A 17,712-nucleotide genomic window follows, 5' to 3' on the forward strand; every position below is an offset into this window, starting at 1 on the left:
TTGCGTTCATTTCACTGACCTCCCGTTGCCAATGTCATAATTTTTTCCTGGGTTGCTTCATCACTTCTCAATTCACCGCTTATTTTTCCTTCATGAACCACGAGAATTCGGTCGCTCATTCCAAGGATCTCAGGAAGCTCCGATGAAACCATGATAATGGCCACTCCCCGCTCCGTCAGCTCATTCATCAGTTGATAGATTTCTCGTTTTGCCCCAACGTCTACACCTCTCGTCGGTTCATCCAATATCAGTACCTTTGGTCCAATTCCAACCCATTTGGCAATGACTACTTTTTGCTGATTTCCCCCAGATAAACTTCCAACTGCAAGATCCGCTGATTCCGTTTTTACAGTCAAGCGTTTGATCAGCAGATTGACAAAGTCTTTTTCACTTTTTTCTTTAATAATCCCTTTCGGAGCAAAACTATAAAGGGAGGGCAAAACCATATTTTCCTTGATCGAAAAATCTAAGATCAACCCTTCATCTTTTCGGTCCTCCGTGATAAAACCTATACCCGCTTTCACGGCCTGGTCAGGAGATTTGATGGCCGTTTTCTTACCATTCAGCCAGATTTCGCCGCAGTTAAAGGAATCCAGTCCAAAGATTGCCCGCATGATTTCCGTCCTTCCTGCTCCCATTAATCCGGAAATCCCAACGATTTCACCAGATTGAACAGAAAAATTCACATCACGGAATACTCCATTTTTAGTTAACCCTTTTACTTCTAGTACCGTTTCTCCTGGTTTTGATGTTCTTTTTGGAAACCTGTCTGTTAATTCCCTGCCGACCATTTTCCTCACGACTTCATCAAAATTTGTATCGGGAATAGCCTTTGTATCAACGGTCTTGCCATCACGCATAACAGTAATTCGATCACAAATGGCAAAGATTTCTTCCATACGGTGAGAAATATAGACAATTGATACGCCTTCTTTTTTCAAAGAAGCAATCACATCAAAAAGCTTGCTGATTTCTCTTTCAGTCAAAGCGGCTGTTGGTTCGTCCATGATAATGACCTTGGCCTCCGTCATTAACGCCTTGGCAATTTCGATCATCTGCTGTTCTCCTACAGAGCAGCCCCCCGCCTCTTGATCGAGAGGAATCGAAACGGCTAAACGGTCAAACTGTTGTGTAGCTAACGCTTTCATTTCTTTTGTTTTTAACAAACCAAGCGGGGATTTCAATTCTTTGCCGATAAACAAATTTTCTAAAACGGTCATGTCCGGCCAAATATTTAGTTCCTGATGGATGAAGGTAATCCCGTTTTGTTCGGCTTCTTTTGGGTTTTTAAAATAGGTTTCATTGCCATCAATGGTGATGGTGCCTTGGTCATGCTTATGAAGTCCTGTCAGTACATTCATCATGGTTGATTTTCCGGCCCCATTTTCGCCCATTAATGCGTGGACTTCCCCGTCCAATAGTTCAAAATCAACACCTGTTAAGACTTGATTGGTACCAAATGCTTTATAGATGTTCTGCATCGAAATGCGCATTCATATCACCTCATTCGATTTGGAAAAAACGGAGAGAGACATTTCAAAAACGTCCAGCCCGATCTTAGCTCTTAAAAAAATACTCCTGATTGTAAAATACAATTGGCATAGGGTGTAACTTCACCTGTTCGGATAATGGCTTTTGCCTTTTCGGTTAATTGCTTAAATTCTTCGTGCGAAACCTTTGTCATTTCAATATCTGCAAATTTTCTATTTAAAAATTGCTCCACTTCTGGATTGCCTTGTTCGATTTCAGCTGCAATGATACATTTTTCAATCACCATGTCATCTGTAACTGCATCGGTCACTTCCTTAAATGATGGCAACCCGGGTTTAATCGATAAATCGATTTTTTTTACACCTTCGGGAATCGGCAACCCGGCATCAGCGATGACAATATAATCTGTATGGCCGAGATCGGCTAAAATTTTAGAAATATGACTGTTTAACATTCCATGGCGTTTCATGTTATACACTCTCCTCTACTTCTTTTCTAGTCGGCATACCGCCCTGCGCACCAAATTTGGTCACCGACAGCGAGGCAGCACGGTTGGCAAAACGGACACTTTTCTCAAAGCTATTTCCTTCCGCTAATGCCACGGCAAAGGCAGCATTGAACGTATCACCTGCACCTGTCGTATCAACGGCTTCTACCGGAAATGATGGAACCACTACCTCTTTTTCACCATCGTGAAAGCGAACGCCATTTTTACCTTCTGTGATAAACACTTTGTTTGGATATTGCGCTAATACTACATGAATGTCCTGATTTTCAAATAAAATCGCAGCCTCCGATTCATTCGGTGTAATGTAAGCTGCGTTCTCAATAACTCCCTTACTGATCGGCCTTGCCGGTGCAGGATTCAACAATAGAGGAACACCGAATTCATGACATTTTTCGCTAACATATTTAACCGTATCTTCAGGAATCTCTTGCTGAATCAAGACAATATCTGATATACGAATTACATCAAGCGCATTTTCCACAAAATCAGGTGTTACATAATTGTTTGCACCCTTCACAACAATAATGCTGTTGTCACCATCAGCAAGAGTAATATGAGCTGTTCCACTTTCCGAATGTGTAACCGGTTCCACATAAGTGGTAGAAACGCCATTTTCTTTAAAATTATCAAGAATCGTTTTTCCAAATGCATCGCCACCAACACATCCAACCATATAAACCTCTGCTCCTAACCTTGCAGCAGCGACTGCCTGGTTGGCCCCTTTGCCGCCAGGCACAGTTTTAAAAGATTCACCAAGAATCGTTTCCCCCTTATTGGGACGTCTTGGGGCTGTAACAACTAAATCCATTGATGAACTTCCAATTACGGTTATTTTAGCCATTTTCTTCAACCTTTCTTGTTGTTTGCCTTTCAATAAATGTAACAGGCAATTGAATATTTTTATGTTCCAATTTTTCATCGTCTATGATTTGAATCAATAATTTTGCTGCTTCTCTTCCCATATCATAGGCAGGCTGGCGAATCGTCGACAAAGCCGGGTACAGTAAGCTGCTGAGCGGGATGTCATCATATCCGATAATTTGCAGTTCGTCCGGAACAGAAATCCCTCTTCTTAACGCCTCATGCAAAATAGCTGCTGCACCAAGATCATTACTGGCAATCACTCCGTCTGTCTCCGGAAATTTTTCAAATAATTCTTTCGCGATTTTTTCAGCATCGTCAAAGGTAAAAGAAGCCGTAGTCATCACGTTAAAATTAACATTATAGTTACAAATCTCATTGATTGCACCTTTAAACCTGTCTTGTGCTGTCCTTAATTCAATCGGTCCCCGAAGCAACGTAATCCGCTTGCTTCCTCTTTTTATCATTTCTTGTGCGGCTATTTTCCCGCCAGCCAAGCCATCTGCATAAACGGATGGATGCTCATTAGCTGTCCGATCCAGAAAAACAACTGGAAAATCCAAGTTTTCATAATGACTTGTTTCTGTCTGGTTGGTTGCGGATATGATACCGATTACATTATTTTGTTTAAAGGTGTCAATATAATCAATTTCTTTCTTCGGCTTTTCATCAGCGTTTCCAATGATCAGCCGTAAACCATGTTCCTGCATCTCGTCCTCAACCCCTCGTGCAAGCTCTGGAAAGAAAGGATTTCGAATATCCGGAAGCAATAGGCCGATTAATCTGGATTTTTTCTTATAGAGAGAACGGGCAACTTCATTTGGTTTGTAATTTAATTCTTGAATTGCTTTCTCTACAAGCTTTCTCGTATCTTCATGGATATAACCTTTATCATTTAAGGCTCTTGAAACCGTCGCTACAGATACTCCAGCTTTTTTCGCGACATCTCGTATTGTAGCCATTATGTTTCACCTCTTATATGTAACCGATTACACATCTAGATTAGCACAGAAAAAATATATATGCAATAAAGAAATTCTTTTAAGATGATATCTTTCAGATCACCATTAATTTGCCCATTATTGAATAAGATTAAAGCATGGGGTCAGCCCCCTGGTACAAATGGTTTTACTCCGCTGAGTGTCAGGCCCTACATTTGTACCTTAGGGAGAAATAACCATAAAAATTCTTAAAAATAGTTATTTGTCCGTTTCAGAAAAATACCCGTCTCATACAATACGAATGAATGAAAAGGAGGAATACAAATGACACAATCAGATTTGCCTCAGTTAAGCCCACCTCAGTATACTTATTTTAATGAGCTTAAATATTCAATTGGCAATGATCCCATGGTGCAGGTGCTTAACTTAATTGAGTTTCCACAAGATGGAGGATATTTAATCCCTATCATTGTTTTTAGCAGTCGGAAAAAAGCTCGGGCATTGGCGACGATTCTAAACCTGCAAAAAGAATTAGGAAATATCACGGTGAATGCAATCGTGATTTATGATAAATCCATCGTCAGACCATATGGACGTAACTTTACTGCGGAGGGTCTTGTCGATTTATTTGATGATGCATTATCTTCAAATCGCTATTTTAAATTTGCTGAAACAAAACTTTTTTCTCCAGATACTCCTTCGGTGTATCCTGTATTCACAAAGAGTGTCATTCAATTTTTTAACGACGACATATCCGACCTCTATAATAATTTTAATGAAGTTGCAGCCTTTGTGTTCAGAGATGTATTAAGAGATGAAATTAATGGCATTCTTATTAATCCTTCAACTGAAATGGATTCATCGGCGACAGAACAAGAAGCTGAATAACAAAGTAGGAATGGCTGTTTGATACGCCAAGCCAATACTATTTTATGGACCCGATTGGATTCTTTTTTTACTTGAAAAATGGGATAAAGTATGTAAACAAATTATGGTAAAGGAAAAATAAAAGAGGAGCCCCTTCGATAACGAAATGGCTCCTCTTTTATTTAGGCTCTGTTAAACTTGGTTGTTGATTTCCGCTCCAGGCACTTCGCTTTCCGTGGGCGGTCTGGGGAGCCTCCTCGTCGCTTTGCTCCTGTGGGGTCTCCCCTACCCCGTACTCCCACAGGAGTCTTCGTGCCTTCCGCTCCAATCAACTTTGTTTAAAAATCAACATTGTTCTTTAACATAGCCTTTATTTAAAAAATCGTTTATTTTGCTCGCTCAACAAGCTGTAGAAGTTCCTGATCTGGGCCAGGGAACAATATCATTCGACCGCCTTCAAGTGTTGGTTTGACTCCATCAGCAGGAAACTCGATTCCCTTTTTCTTTAAATACTGAATCGTCTCATCAATATTTGTTACTGTGAAGGCAAGATGATTAACAATCCCCTTATCACTATATTCTCCTAAAAATTTAAGATCACGGATCAATTCAATCTCCATATCCAGTTGCGATTCTAGATAGATAAAAGCCATTTCCCGATTCGGATTACTTCCCCGAAGGCGAACCTTAAATCCAAAAATCTCAGAGTAAAACTGAATCGACCGATCCATATCCGTAACAATTATCGCCACATGTTCCATTTTACTAATCATTGCCTATTTCCCCTTATTATGAGTTCAGACCCCTTGACTTATTTAAAAACAATACTCATTAATTCTTCTCCAGTATATAAACCCTTTATGCCCGGTTTATTTTGGATGTAATCGTAGATCTCCTTATTTGAATAATTACTTCGCAGGCCTTTTATAATGGTGGATAAATATGATTGCGAAGGTTTCTCCCATTCCACTTCGTCTAGATTCCACGGAGCCGTAAAAGTGAAAATCGGATAACCCTTATCCTCGCCAAGGTAAACAATATTTCCGTACCAAGATGATCGAAAAGTAGTCGAACTGTTCTCGATTACTTCATTCAGATCAATATCAAATTCAATTCCTCCATTTTCTTGGCTTACGATATCCAAAAATTGTTCAGTCGTGACAAGATATTTCGTGCTATAGGTCATGTTAGCGGGATCTTGTTTTAAACCGATAAAGGCAACACCCTGGAAATCCCAGCCTGCTGCCTTTTTTGCAAAATAAAGAGGATAGGGTATAGTAAAAGCCGACACATCAATTGGCAGGGAACGGTCTCTACATCCTGACTCCACTCTAGTAGACCCTTCAGGACTTCCTCCTTTGATATAACATAAAAATCGATCAGAATTAAGATTTGATCCATAGCTCGCATACCAGACATATTGTTTCGCTTCATTCATAATGAATCACCAACTCTATTAAAATTCTTCCTAATGGTAAGCAATCACTTTCAACTTACATGAATGTTCTAAGTTTATTATATCATCCGATTAGGTGATAAGATGCAATGGTCACTCCTAAAATAAAAAATGGGACAGCCTCTGCTATCCCATTTTTTATTTTAGGAGTATGAAAAGTGAAGATATTGCCAGGCTAACTCATTACCAAAAAAAATGGGTGTGTACATACATTATTAAATAGTTATGTCATTACCAATAGTAAATAATGAGGGATTATTGAAATTTAGTGAATTTAGTGAAGTATTTATCCGATTCTTGGCATCTGAATCTAATTCATAACGATTATCGCTTATTTTCTTTACTTGATTATCTAAAACATATACTCCTTTTAAGATGTGGGTTGCTCCCAACGTTGTAAGTACAGGTTTCAGGGCATAGTCAATCATTAATAGATGCCCAAAAGTGCCACCAACAGCAATGGGTAAAATGGTCTTATCCTCCAGACTATTTTGTGGCAAGAGATCCATGTAAGTTTTTAACACACCTGAAAAAGATGCTTTATAAACAGGGGTCAAAATAACTATAATATTTGAATCCTCTACCTTCTTATTAGCATCTAAAATTTCTTCACCATTAAATTTTGCATGAATTAATGCTTCTGGTGGAAGCTCGCGTACATTTATGATTTCGGGAGTATACCCACTTGCTTGAAAATAAGTTAAAACCTCTTGGAAAACTCCATTTAATCTTGTTTTCTCAGAGGGACTCCCTGAAATAATGGTAATATTGCTCATGATTCAACCGCCCTTTCTTCTATTAAATTCTCGATTTATTATTTTTTCTTATTCGAAAATTTTATGGATCCCAAATTACCATGGGGGTGTTGTTGAGATTTGAAAGTTCTATATTCGGTTTCTAATTCCGTAAGAGATAACTCAAAAAGATGTTTATCTTCACTCTTATATACATTAAAAGCAATTAGCTTTTCGATTAATTGCTTGCGCTTTTTTTCCACAGCATCCCGAAGAATATCCCCCATCCGAATCACCCCTATTTATATAAATAGCCTATAAATGAAACTTTTTCGTTTGGATCCTACGCTGTATTAAAAAATTATCTAGCAATCTGAAGATCTAATAATTCTCTTGCACTTCCATATAAAAAATAAGCTGCCTTTATAATTGATGTTTCATCAACCGTGAATTCAGGATGGTGCCAATCTTCCTGTCCATTTGTACCAAAAAAGGCAAAGGTCCCTGGGATGTCCAGCAGATAATAAGAAAAATCTTCACCTGCCGTGGATGACTCTGGATGGATGACGTTCAAAGATTGTTCCTTAGCAGCCGTTGAAACAATCTCTGTCACCGATGTATGATTTACTAATGGCGGTGGACCAGAAAACCAATTAATCTCAGCTTCTTGAGAAAAAGCTGCAGCAATCGCATTTACAATCGTGTAAAGCCTTGTTTTTACCTCTTCTCGTATAATAGGGTCAAAGGTTCGAACGGTACCCTCCAAGCTGATGTTCCCTGGAATAACATTCCATGTACTGCCTCCAATTATTTTCGTCACACTCACTACAGCACTTTGAAGCGGGGATACATTCCGGCTGACAATCGTCTGAATGGCTGTAATAAGCTGAGCTGCAGCAACTATCGGGTCTTTCCCATTCTGCGGAAGTGCGGCATGACTTCCTTTACCATGGAGAATGATTTGAAAACGATCGACTGCTGCCATTAATGGTCCTTCTTTTATACCAATAGTACCTACAGGAAGCCCAGGTTTATTGTGAAGTCCAATAATCGCCTCCACTTCCTCCAACTGCCCATCCTCAATCACATGCTTTGCCCCTCCCCCTAATTCCTCTGCTGGTTGAAAAATGAGTCGAACTGTGCCATTTAGATTTGACTGGTTCTTCTTAAGAAGATAAGCAGCACCAACAAGGGCAGCAGTATGAAAATCATGGCCACAGGCATGCATGACTCCTTTTATCTTAGAAGCATAAGGTAGTCCTGTTTTTTCTTCAATTGGCAATGCATCAATATCCGCACGAATTGCCACAATTGGCCCTGGTTTTCCACCTTTTATGTCAGCAAAAACACCTGTCTTCAAGGTTGTTTTTCGAATCGGGATATCTAGTTCCTTTAGCCACTTTTCAATAGACTTAGAGGTTTCAAATTCCTGGTTCGATAATTCAGGGAATTGATGCAAATGACGACGAATCGATATTAAGAATGTCTCTAATTCCTGCTGATTCATAGTAAATATTTATCCCTTCTTATAAATCATAACGATAGCATTTTACTAAAATATCATTATTATAAAATTCTTTCGTTTGATCTCGTTTAAAACCAAACCATTTATATAATCGAATCGCTTTTTGCATTTTATCACCTGTGTGCAAATACAATTTGTTTGCTCCTTGAGACTTTGCGAATTGAAGACCAGCTTTTAATAATTCTTGTGCTATGCCGCGTCCCCTTGCTTCCGGGTGAACAGCCAATAGCCGGATAATCGGTGAGAAAATCTGTAACTCTGGTCTTTGATAGGCCTTTTCTGAGGACAGAAATAGCTGTAAGGTACCAAGAATATTGTCATTACTTTTAGCAATTAAGATTTTTTCTACTTCAGGATTATCCACAGATGCCTTTATATTAGTTAGGTACTCCTCCCAAACTCGAGCATTATTATATTCATACTTGTACTGTTGATAACTTTCGACCAATAATTGCCGTACTGCCTCTTTTTCTTCTTCTAGTAATTCTTTTATAACAATTTGATCAATCACAACATATAACACCCTTTCTTAAAAATGAACTAATTCACCCGCTCTTTTAAGGGAGTAAAAAATGATTCTCCCGATATTCTTTGTAGGAATCGTCGCGTCCGTTCTTCCTTTGGTGCAAGGAAAATCTCCAATGGGGTGCCTTCCTCGACTATTACTCCTCCATCCATAAACAAAACACGATCAGACACCTCTTTAGCAAAACTCATTTCATGTGTAACGACCACCATCGTAATCCCCTCTTGTGCAATTTCTTTAATTACTGAAAGCACTTCCCCAACTAATTCGGGATCTAATGCCGACGTTGGCTCATCAAAAAGAATAACCTCAGGATTTAATGCCAATGCTCTTGCAATTCCTACTCTCTGTTGCTGTCCCCCTGATAGTTGAGACGGATAGTAATGTAACTTATCACTGAGACCGACTTTTGCAAGCACTTGTTCACTTACCATTTTTGCATCCTTTTTCTTTACTTTTTTTGCAACAACTAAGCCTTCCATTACGTTTTCTAACACTGTTTTATGGGCAAATAAATTATAATGTTGAAAAACCATTGCTGTTTGTTGTCTTATAGATAAAATTTCTTTTTTCGTAACCTTTTCAGCATCAACCTGAATATTGCCCATTTGAAAAATACCTGCTTCGGGCCTTTCTAAAAAATTTAAGCATCGTAGTAAAGTGGTTTTCCCTGAACCACTTGGTCCGAGAATCGTAACCACCTCTCCACGGTTTATTTTGAGATTAATGCCTTTTAACACAGGCAATTTATTAAACGATTTTTTTATTTCTTTTAAAATAATCATGACACGCCTCCTCGACTATACAATGTCACCCGTTTTTCAAGTAAAAATGAAATGCCTTCCACCATAATCGTGAGTCCCCAATAGATCATTCCTGCTGCGATAAAGGCCTCTAAAAATTTCAAATTAGTGGAGGCGACAATATTGGCAGCTCCTGTCAATTCTTTTTCTGATACGAGAAAGGCTATAGACGAGGTGTGTAAAAACCCAACAAAAATATTTGTAAAATTGGGAACTGACTGTGCCAACGCCTGTGGAAGTACAATCCGAACCATTGCTTGAAGCTTAGTCATCCCTACTGAGTAAGCTGCTTCCAATTGACCTGTTGAAACACTGATAATCCCTGAGCGGATAATTTCTGATAAATAGGCACCTGCTGCTAACGACAAGGCGATTAAAACAAACAAAACAATTGGAATCTTACTGGATTGGATATTTAAATCAAATCTTGACGATACTTGGTCCACTAGTAATGGATTTCCATAATAAATGACCATAATATGCATCATAATAGGGGTCCCTCTAAAAAAGGAAACATACCCATTAGCAGCCTGGTATACAAACCTTGTTTTATAAATCCTTACTAGTGCAACACCCATTCCGATTAAAAAACCAACCAATAAGGGGACAATTGTTAAAATGAGCGTAATGGGAAGAGACTTAATAATTTCTTTAAAAGCGATCCAAATAAAAGGAATATCAATTGTCATTTAAATCTCCCCCTTTTTATGCAGCAACTGATAAATCAGCTTTCTGATAACGATTGAAATATTTTTCTAGTATTTTAAATATCTTCTCAAATAGTAGAACAACTGCATAATAGATAATCGAGAGGGAAATATATACCTCCAGGGCATGCGCAGTTGCTGAAATAAGCGTATCACCTCTGCCCACCATATCCATCACACCAATGGTAAAGGCAAGTGAAGTATCCTTTAATGAACCAATAACTGAGTTTGCTATATTCGGAAAAGCAATCCGTATAGCCTGTGGTAAAACGATTCGAAAGAAGTTCTGAGTGCTGGTCATTCCAACTGAATAGGCTGCTTCCGTCTGTCCTTTATCAACGGCGCGTATCGCTCCCCGAAAAATTTCTGAAAATCCTGCTCCATTACTAATTGCATAAGTAATTATGACAAAATAGATGGCCTCCATCTTAGAAATATCAAGATGGAAAACCATAAGAACAGCAGGGAGACCATAAAATACTAGGAATAATTGGATTAATATCGGTGTCCCGCGAATAAACGAAACATATAGAATCACTAATTGATTCAATAAAGGAATTTTAAACAGCCTCGGTATAGCGGCTGCTACACCGAAGATTAGTCCCAGTAAAATAGATGCCGCTAAGATCTGAAGCGTTACCCCTAGGTAATGCAAGAGGGTTGGTAAAAACTCGATAATTAATAAAGGATCAAATGCTTTCCCCATTTTTTGACAACCTCCAAACACTAACTTCCCTTTATTTAAAAGTTTACAGTGTAGTCCGCTCCTAACCATTTTTTACTTAATTCGCTAACTACCCCTTCTTTTTTCAATTCAACAAGCGCTTCGTCAATTCTCTTTTGCAGTGGTGTTTCATCTTTTCTTAGAAGAAAATAAACTTTTGAATTTAAGAGCGGTTCACCGACTACTTTTTGCTGAGCATCAACTGCCTTATTATTAAAATCGACTGAAAATGGTGTTGTAATAGTGGCATCTGCTCTGCCTGTTTTTATTTGATTAATGGTAGAATCCGGCCCATTCCCTGCATAAACAATTTGTATGCCAGCATTATGTTCCTTGTTATAATTTTCGATAAATACTGCTGAGTTACTAGTCGGACTCACGATTACCTTTTTTCCTTTTAAATCCTTAATAGAATGAATCTCATTATTATCTTTATGAACTGTTACATTAAGAGGAAAAATATTATAGGGTTCTTTGTTAAAAAGAAACTTCTCCTGTCTTTCTTTATTCACTTCCATTTGGTGCGCGATAAAATCAATTTTGTTCGTCTCAAGGCTTAGCAAGAGATTAGAGAATTCCATTGTTTTAAACTCAAATTGATATTCAGGCAACTTTTCATCAATTTTTCGAACTAATTCCACATCATATCCAGTTAACTTTCCATTCTTTTCAATAAAGCAGACATTCGGAAATTGTGTCCCTGTTCCTACGATTATTTTTTGTACTTTCGATTTGGAGCTAACTTTCGAAGTTGTTTTCGTTTCTTGTGAGGAGCATGCCCCAAGCATTAGAACCAGCAGTAAAGTCATAAATATAGCAATTGTTTTCTTCATCTCGAAATCCACCCATCCTTAAATTCCTAATCCGTCAACTAGCTCCAGGATTGTTGTATAAATACTAATTCCCAGGCATTGAACTATTAAACATATGATTTTTGTCGGAATTATACCGAAATTTTACGCTTCTTAACTTTCTCAAGAACTTTTTCTAAATATTCGATTCCTACTTTTGTTACTCCCTCATACACTTCATTTTGGCCAACTTCAACAACTGGTACATGACGAACTCCATACTTGATCTCTAAAATATCACGTCGTTCATCATGATTCGTAACATCAATGGTTTTGTATTTAATTCCTTTATCCTGTAAATATTGTTTTACCTCTCCACAATAGTGACAACCTTCTTTCGCCCAAACCACTACAGATAATTCTTTTCCCATTTTTATTCCTCCCTATCAGATTTCATTTTTTATTAACAAAAAAGGCTCCCCATTAAAGATTTTTCATCTTAAATAGAGAGCCTCTAGTTGTCTAGCCGGCATAAATTCTTAAATTGTTCAGTTGGTGTCATGATCTGCTGATTCTAGAATCCTCCTTTTTAATTCCGAGTTATTTAATATGAATTATTTTTAATCTTGTGCTTTATCCTAACACGTAAAGAAGAGTAATTCTACAGGTTACCTGATAGAAAAATATATTGTTTTCATTCATAAAAACTATCAGAAGAATAGGTAATTCATTAATCCAAAGCTATACCACACGGTGACTTACTTGTTGTTGAACGAAACGATGGCACCCTTCTACAATTACGTCCTTGTCATAATCCAATGATGCTACATGATAGGAATTTGGCAGCACAATCATTTCCTTTTCTGTTGACCCTATGTGGTCAATAATATAATCCGTATTTTCCGGTGGTACGACATGATCTACTGCAGACTTCATTCCCAGAACAGGACAATGTAGGTCTGGTAATATGGCAGGCGTTATGTCCATAAGTGTTTGCAGTTGATGAATGGCTTTAATTGGAACTTTTGAATACGTGATTTCGTAAGCATCCCTTGTTTTTATGTCAGGATTTCCCTCACTAACATAACGGGGTAATTCTTTTCCTCTGAATTGTTCAAAAGAAGGAAGAGTCAAAGCAGGATTAACTAAGATAATCCCTTTTATTTCCTTATATTTATGAGCAAGCCAAAGCGATAGTGTACCACCCATTGACTGGCCCAATACAAAAACATCTCTACATTCCTGTTTTAATTCTTGATAACCCTTTTCCAATGACTCAAACCATTCTTCATGCGTGCATTTCTCCAAATCTGCATAATGGGTTCCATGCCCTTTTAATCTAGGACCCAAAACAGAATACCCAAATTCATCCAGTCTTTCACCTAGGTAACGGACGCTTTGCGGTGTACCAACGAAACCATGTGAAATGAGAATCCCAATTTTGTTACCCTTGAATTTAAAATTTTCTGCCCCCTTAATAATTGGAAACTTTTCTTTCATCAATATCTACCCCTTTTTATGTCCAACTAATCCTATTTAATAAGTATGAATTAATAGTATAAAAAAAGTATAAAATACGATTAATGATAAAGCTATATATTTTTATTATAAAAACACATTTATCCATTTTTCACTATAGATTGTGCATAACGGTTATCCGGGAATGGGAGTCCAAGATTTCCCCGCAATGTGTCAGATTCATATTCTGTACGGAACAAACCACGATCCTGCAGAATCGGGACTACATGATCAATGAATCCCGTTATGTTGCTTGGAAGATTGAAGTGAATAATAAAACCATCTGCCCCATACCCTTCAAACCACTCTTGGATTAGGTTTGCCACTTTTTCTGGTGTCCCGATAAACGGAGTTCTTGGTGTGGCCGCCCTAAGTGCTACCTGCCGAAGGGTTAGGTTTTTTTCTTTCGCTTCCTGCTTAATTCGATCTGTACCACTTTTGAAACTGTTTGAACCCAAATCACCGATTTCTGGAAAGGGTTCATCGAGTGGATACTGTGAAAAATCGTGATGTTCAAAAAAGCGTCCTAAATAGTTCAATGCCTGTTCAATCGATACTAAATTAGCAATCTCTTGATATTTCTGTTCAGCTTCTTCCTCTGTTTTACCAACAATCGGCTCGATTCCTGGCAAAATTAGAATGTGTTCCGGATTTCTACCATATTCAGCAGTCCTGCGTTTGACGTCTTGATAGAATTTTTGTGCATCGTCCAACGTTTCTTGACCAGTGAAAATAGCATCAGCATCTTTAGCAGCAAGGTTTTTCCCATCTTCAGAAGACCCAGCTTGAAAGATAATGGGTCTCCCTTGCTTCGATCTGCCAATATTTAACGGTCCTTGTACTGAGAAAAATTCTCCTTTGTGATTTAATTGATGCAGTTTTTCAGGATCAAAAAATTCACCTGATTTTTTATCACGTATAAATGCATCATCTTCCCATGAATCCCATAATCCTTTTGCTACATCCAGGTATTCAGAGGCGATTCGGTATCTTTTTGAATGATTTGGATGCTCTTCAATAGTTTTGCTAAAGTTTAAGGCTGTTTTCTCTAATGGGGAAGTTACAACATTCCAGCCTGCCCTGCCATGACTAATATGATCAAGGGAGGAAAATTGCCGTGCGATAGTAAACGGTTCACTATATGATGTCGATACAGTACCAGCAAGGCCAATTCGTGAAGTGACAGCGGCCAGTGCTGATAGAATCGTAAGCGGTTCAAATCGATTCAAGAAATGAGGCAATGATTTTTCGTTTATATGCAAGCCATCCGCAATAAAAACAAAATCAAATTTTGCCTTCTCCGATTTTCGGGCTTGCTCCTTATAAAATTCAAAATTCACACTGGCATTAGTTAATACCTCTGGATGTCTCCAAGCCGCAATATTCCCTCCCACACCATGAATGATCGTTCCCAATTTTAATTGTCTTTTCTTTGCCATCGCACTTTCCTTCCTTTCGCCTTCTAAATTATTTATTATTCCTACCTGGATAGTTGGTATTTGGTTTAAAAAAATATATGAACTCTCCATTGTCAATCTTACCTTCTTATCGGCTGGACAAATGTATTTGCATTATTAAAGGGACTCAACAGCCGAAATGATTGAAATCTTTCTACTTCTTGTTCAATTGGTGTATGTAAAATAAATTCATCCACCTGATAAGTTTTGTGGAGATGGTTTAAAACTTCCTTTACAAAACGAGGTGTACCCGCAATAATATCTGCTTCTTGTTCAGTGATTTCATATGATTCACCGGATTGCTTTCCGAAAACCTCTGCTTGCACAATGGATTGTACCGTAACCATTCTTCCGCTCTGAAGATGTACTTTGACTATTTTTCTGTCCCCTGCCAATTGTTCTGCTTCTGTCTGAGTAGGTGTAGCAATAACGGCTAATGAAATGATAAATCTTCCATGTGGAAAGCCTTCTCGATATAGATTTGCAGCTTTTTCCAGTACTCGTGCATCACTATTGATAAATTTAGCAAAAACAAATGATATCCCCAAATCAGCGGCAAGCTGTGCACTGTTTGCACTTGCTCCAAGAAGGAAAATTTCTGGTTTTTCCTGAGGAATTGGTGTTGCTTGAATTCCTGCAAGAGGATGATAGTCATCAATCGAATTGTGAATTAATTCCGATAAAAAAATCAGCCGTTCTGTAAAATCCTTACCATCATTAACAGTTCCATACTGCAGCGCCTTTGTGGATAACGGAAGTCCGCCTGGGGCTTTCCCAACCCCAAGATTTACCCTTCCAGGTGCCAAATTGGATAAAACATGAAAGTTTTCAGCTACCTTATAAGGACTATAATGCTGAAGCATGACTCCACCTGACCCAACCTGAATCGTGTTCGTCCGTGCCAATAAGTAGGAAATTAGTACTTCAGGTGAGGAGCCAGCCAATTGATCTGTATTGTGATGCTCTGATACCCAAAAACGTGTATACCCCCATTCTTCTGCTTTTTGAGCCAGCAGAACTGTATTTTGTAACGCAGTAGAAGCTGTGCTTCAGGAAAAATCGGACTTTGATCTAAAATACTAAGGTTATAGCCCATTTATAAATTCCTCCATTTTTATTCTGACTTATCACATTGAAAAAGTATGTTTTATTTGCTGATGTTTATCCTAACACTGAAAATATTTAACTGGCAATACTTTCATTGATAGGAAAATATTTAATCTTAATTAAAAAATTTTATAAAGAAAAGAACGATTCATAGAGATTTTCATTTTTTAACGTAAATCATTAATAAATTCATTCAGACTTTTGGCAAGTCCGCCATGACCGAATCGGATAAACTTCTGCTTATCTTTTTCGAGAATCTTATCTTTGAGAAAATCCAAGAATGCCAAAAGCTGAATCCTCCGATAATGAATATTAACAATGCCGTACTCATAAAACCATTGATCTATCGTATTATAGACTCCCCTATTCACCTTATACTTTTGATTACACCAAATAAAAAACTGTAAATCAGGCAGATTAAGATATTGACTTGTTTCAAAAAATTTTGATTGATTTGTTTTTGAAAAAAAACCAGCTGAACTCTTATTCTTTTGTGTTTGCATATTTAACATCCTCCTTTTATACACAACAATACAAACCAGAATACTAGGAATTAAAACAATGCTTTTCCTTTTTTTATATTAAAAGTTATGATTGAAATTTATCCTACCACCGAAAAGATTGAAAGGGCAATAGATTAACTGATTGAAAAATTTAATCTTCACTTTAGAAAATTTAATTAATAAACCATCATATTTTTCTTCTCAAATTCTTTAACAGATAAAAGAATATCATTCCATAACTTGGAATACTGATAACCATTTTTCAAATGAGTCGCAAAAATACGTTGATTGATTTGAAGAATATGAGAAACATCTATTTCAATTAAATTGCCATTTTCAAGGTCTTCCTTAATACAGAGGTAAGGTAAAAATCCAATGGCATTTTTGTTAAGAATAAACGATTTCGCTACCTCAAGATGGTCAACTAAAAATTCGATATTTGGTTCAACATTTGCCACTTCAAACAATTTATGAACCCGATTCCAGTCAAAAGCGCCGCATTCAAAAAATACCAATGGCTCCATGGCTAATTGTTGAACAGATATATTTTCTTGAAATTGAAAACAGTGTCCTGGATAAACAACCAACCGGACAGAATTATTTAGGAGCTCATGCTTTTGAATACCACGATGATTAACATCCTTCATAAAGGCGATATCCAGTTGGTTTTGAAGAAGTTTATCGAGCAATACTTCGTTTGGTGCGGATATAAATTTAAATCGCAATGCAGGATTTTCCTTCTTTATGAAAGGGAGAGCAAATGGTATAAAATATTGGGAAGTAATCATATTTGCCCCAATGACAATTTCTTCAGGATTTTCTTCCCTCTTCAAACGTTTTTTCCCCTCACTATAGGTATTGATAATTTGCTCAGCATAGGGGATAAATGCTTTTCCTTCATCTGATAATGTCAAACTCCTTCCCTTTCTTATAAATAATTCGATACCAAGATCACGTTCTAATGTTTTGATTCTTGCTGTTACGGTTGGCTGAGATAAATACAATGCTTCAGCTGCTTTATGTATACTATCCAAATGTACTACATACATAAAAGCTTCCAGATGATCAATGTTCACTTTCTCCAACCCCTCTCTTGATTTTTTTTGAATAGCATTGTTGTTAACTAATCCTATAAGGGTTTGCTGCGTTCACAAAATGTAAAAAAGGCTCCTCTACGTGTAATACGTTTAGGA

General features: G+C 37.6%; 20 protein-coding genes and 1 pseudogene. 1 reads left to right on the forward strand and 20 read right to left on the reverse strand.

Features of this window, described 5'->3' with window-relative positions:
- Positions 1-11: 11 nt before the first annotated feature.
- The 4 genes from RCG21_RS20370 to RCG21_RS20385 form a co-directional block, all read right to left on the reverse strand.
- Complete coding sequence (locus RCG21_RS20370; protein WP_133334943.1) at positions 12-1,493, reverse strand: sugar ABC transporter ATP-binding protein; 1,482 nt, start codon at positions 1,491-1,493, stop codon at positions 12-14.
- A gap of 71 nt (positions 1,494-1,564) precedes the next feature.
- Positions 1,565-1,960, reverse strand: a complete 396-nt coding sequence (gene rbsD / locus RCG21_RS20375; protein ID WP_133334941.1) for a D-ribose pyranase — start codon at positions 1,958-1,960, stop codon at positions 1,565-1,567.
- A 1-nt stretch (position 1,961) separates the two neighbouring features.
- Positions 1,962-2,840: a ribokinase gene (gene rbsK, locus RCG21_RS20380; protein ID WP_133334939.1), complete on the reverse strand. Its 879-nt coding sequence runs from the start codon at positions 2,838-2,840 to the stop codon at positions 1,962-1,964.
- Entirely contained in the window at positions 2,833-3,822 is a 990-nt protein-coding gene (locus tag RCG21_RS20385) for a LacI family DNA-binding transcriptional regulator (protein WP_133334937.1), read from the reverse strand. Before RCG21_RS20385 ends, rbsK begins: the two co-directional genes overlap by 8 nt.
- 303 nt (positions 3,823-4,125) lie before the next feature.
- Between RCG21_RS20385 and RCG21_RS20390 the strand changes: the two genes are divergently transcribed.
- On the forward strand, positions 4,126-4,689 hold the full coding sequence (locus RCG21_RS20390) for a hypothetical protein (protein WP_133334935.1): 564 nt from the start codon (positions 4,126-4,128) through the stop codon (positions 4,687-4,689).
- A 365-nt stretch (positions 4,690-5,054) separates the two neighbouring features.
- On the opposite strand, the gene RCG21_RS20395 is transcribed toward RCG21_RS20390, so the two are convergent.
- From RCG21_RS20395 to RCG21_RS20470, 16 genes and pseudogenes are all read right to left on the reverse strand, one after another.
- Positions 5,055-5,441, reverse strand: a complete 387-nt coding sequence (locus RCG21_RS20395; RefSeq protein ID WP_133334933.1) for a VOC family protein — start codon at positions 5,439-5,441, stop codon at positions 5,055-5,057.
- A gap of 38 nt (positions 5,442-5,479) precedes the next feature.
- The gene (locus RCG21_RS20400) at positions 5,480-6,106 is read right to left on the reverse strand and encodes a hypothetical protein (protein ID WP_133334931.1); all 627 of its coding nucleotides are present in this window, start codon (positions 6,104-6,106) and stop codon (positions 5,480-5,482) included.
- Between the two features lie 233 nt (positions 6,107-6,339).
- The gene (gene ssuE, locus RCG21_RS20405) at positions 6,340-6,900 is read right to left on the reverse strand and encodes an NADPH-dependent FMN reductase (RefSeq protein ID WP_133334929.1); all 561 of its coding nucleotides are present in this window, start codon (positions 6,898-6,900) and stop codon (positions 6,340-6,342) included.
- Positions 6,901-6,938: 38 nt separating this feature from the next.
- The gene (locus RCG21_RS20410; RefSeq protein ID WP_133334927.1) at positions 6,939-7,145 is read right to left on the reverse strand and encodes a Fur-regulated basic protein FbpA; all 207 of its coding nucleotides are present in this window, start codon (positions 7,143-7,145) and stop codon (positions 6,939-6,941) included.
- A 74-nt stretch (positions 7,146-7,219) separates the two neighbouring features.
- Positions 7,220-8,365, reverse strand: coding sequence for an amidohydrolase (locus RCG21_RS20415; RefSeq protein WP_133334925.1), 1,146 nt, complete (start codon positions 8,363-8,365; stop codon positions 7,220-7,222).
- Between the two features lie 19 nt (positions 8,366-8,384).
- A complete protein-coding gene (locus tag RCG21_RS20420; RefSeq protein ID WP_133334923.1) occupies positions 8,385-8,894 on the reverse strand; it encodes a GNAT family N-acetyltransferase in 510 nt (169 codons plus the stop codon).
- A 29-nt stretch (positions 8,895-8,923) separates the two neighbouring features.
- Complete coding sequence (locus RCG21_RS20425; RefSeq protein WP_133334921.1) at positions 8,924-9,694, reverse strand: amino acid ABC transporter ATP-binding protein; 771 nt, start codon at positions 9,692-9,694, stop codon at positions 8,924-8,926.
- A complete protein-coding gene (locus RCG21_RS20430; protein ID WP_133334919.1) occupies positions 9,691-10,401 on the reverse strand; it encodes an amino acid ABC transporter permease in 711 nt (236 codons plus the stop codon). The genes RCG21_RS20425 and RCG21_RS20430 overlap by 4 nt, the downstream gene beginning before the upstream one ends.
- Before the next feature lie 16 nt (positions 10,402-10,417).
- A complete protein-coding gene (locus RCG21_RS20435) occupies positions 10,418-11,125 on the reverse strand; it encodes an amino acid ABC transporter permease (RefSeq protein ID WP_133334917.1) in 708 nt (235 codons plus the stop codon).
- Between the two features lie 35 nt (positions 11,126-11,160).
- The gene (locus RCG21_RS20440; RefSeq protein WP_133334915.1) at positions 11,161-11,976 is read right to left on the reverse strand and encodes a transporter substrate-binding domain-containing protein; all 816 of its coding nucleotides are present in this window, start codon (positions 11,974-11,976) and stop codon (positions 11,161-11,163) included.
- A 110-nt stretch (positions 11,977-12,086) separates the two neighbouring features.
- Complete coding sequence (locus RCG21_RS20445) at positions 12,087-12,365, reverse strand: glutaredoxin family protein (protein ID WP_133334913.1); 279 nt, start codon at positions 12,363-12,365, stop codon at positions 12,087-12,089.
- A gap of 310 nt (positions 12,366-12,675) precedes the next feature.
- Positions 12,676-13,434: an alpha/beta hydrolase gene (locus RCG21_RS20450; protein ID WP_133334911.1), complete on the reverse strand. Its 759-nt coding sequence runs from the start codon at positions 13,432-13,434 to the stop codon at positions 12,676-12,678.
- Between the two features lie 119 nt (positions 13,435-13,553).
- Positions 13,554-14,891, reverse strand: coding sequence for an LLM class flavin-dependent oxidoreductase (locus RCG21_RS20455; protein WP_133334909.1), 1,338 nt, complete (start codon positions 14,889-14,891; stop codon positions 13,554-13,556).
- 98 nt (positions 14,892-14,989) lie between these two features.
- Positions 14,990-16,005, reverse strand: a pseudogene (locus RCG21_RS20460) (LLM class flavin-dependent oxidoreductase).
- A 178-nt stretch (positions 16,006-16,183) separates the two neighbouring features.
- Positions 16,184-16,519, reverse strand: a complete 336-nt coding sequence (locus RCG21_RS20465) for a hypothetical protein (RefSeq protein WP_133334905.1) — start codon at positions 16,517-16,519, stop codon at positions 16,184-16,186.
- Positions 16,520-16,695: 176 nt separating this feature from the next.
- Entirely contained in the window at positions 16,696-17,595 is a 900-nt protein-coding gene (locus RCG21_RS20470; RefSeq protein WP_308913716.1) for a LysR family transcriptional regulator, read from the reverse strand.
- Positions 17,596-17,712: the final 117 nt, after the last annotated feature.

Origin of the sequence: Bacillus salipaludis, from assembly GCF_030938565.1 — a bacterium.
In the GTDB taxonomy this organism is placed as follows: domain Bacteria; phylum Bacillota; class Bacilli; order Bacillales; family Cytobacillaceae; genus Neobacillus; species Neobacillus salipaludis_A.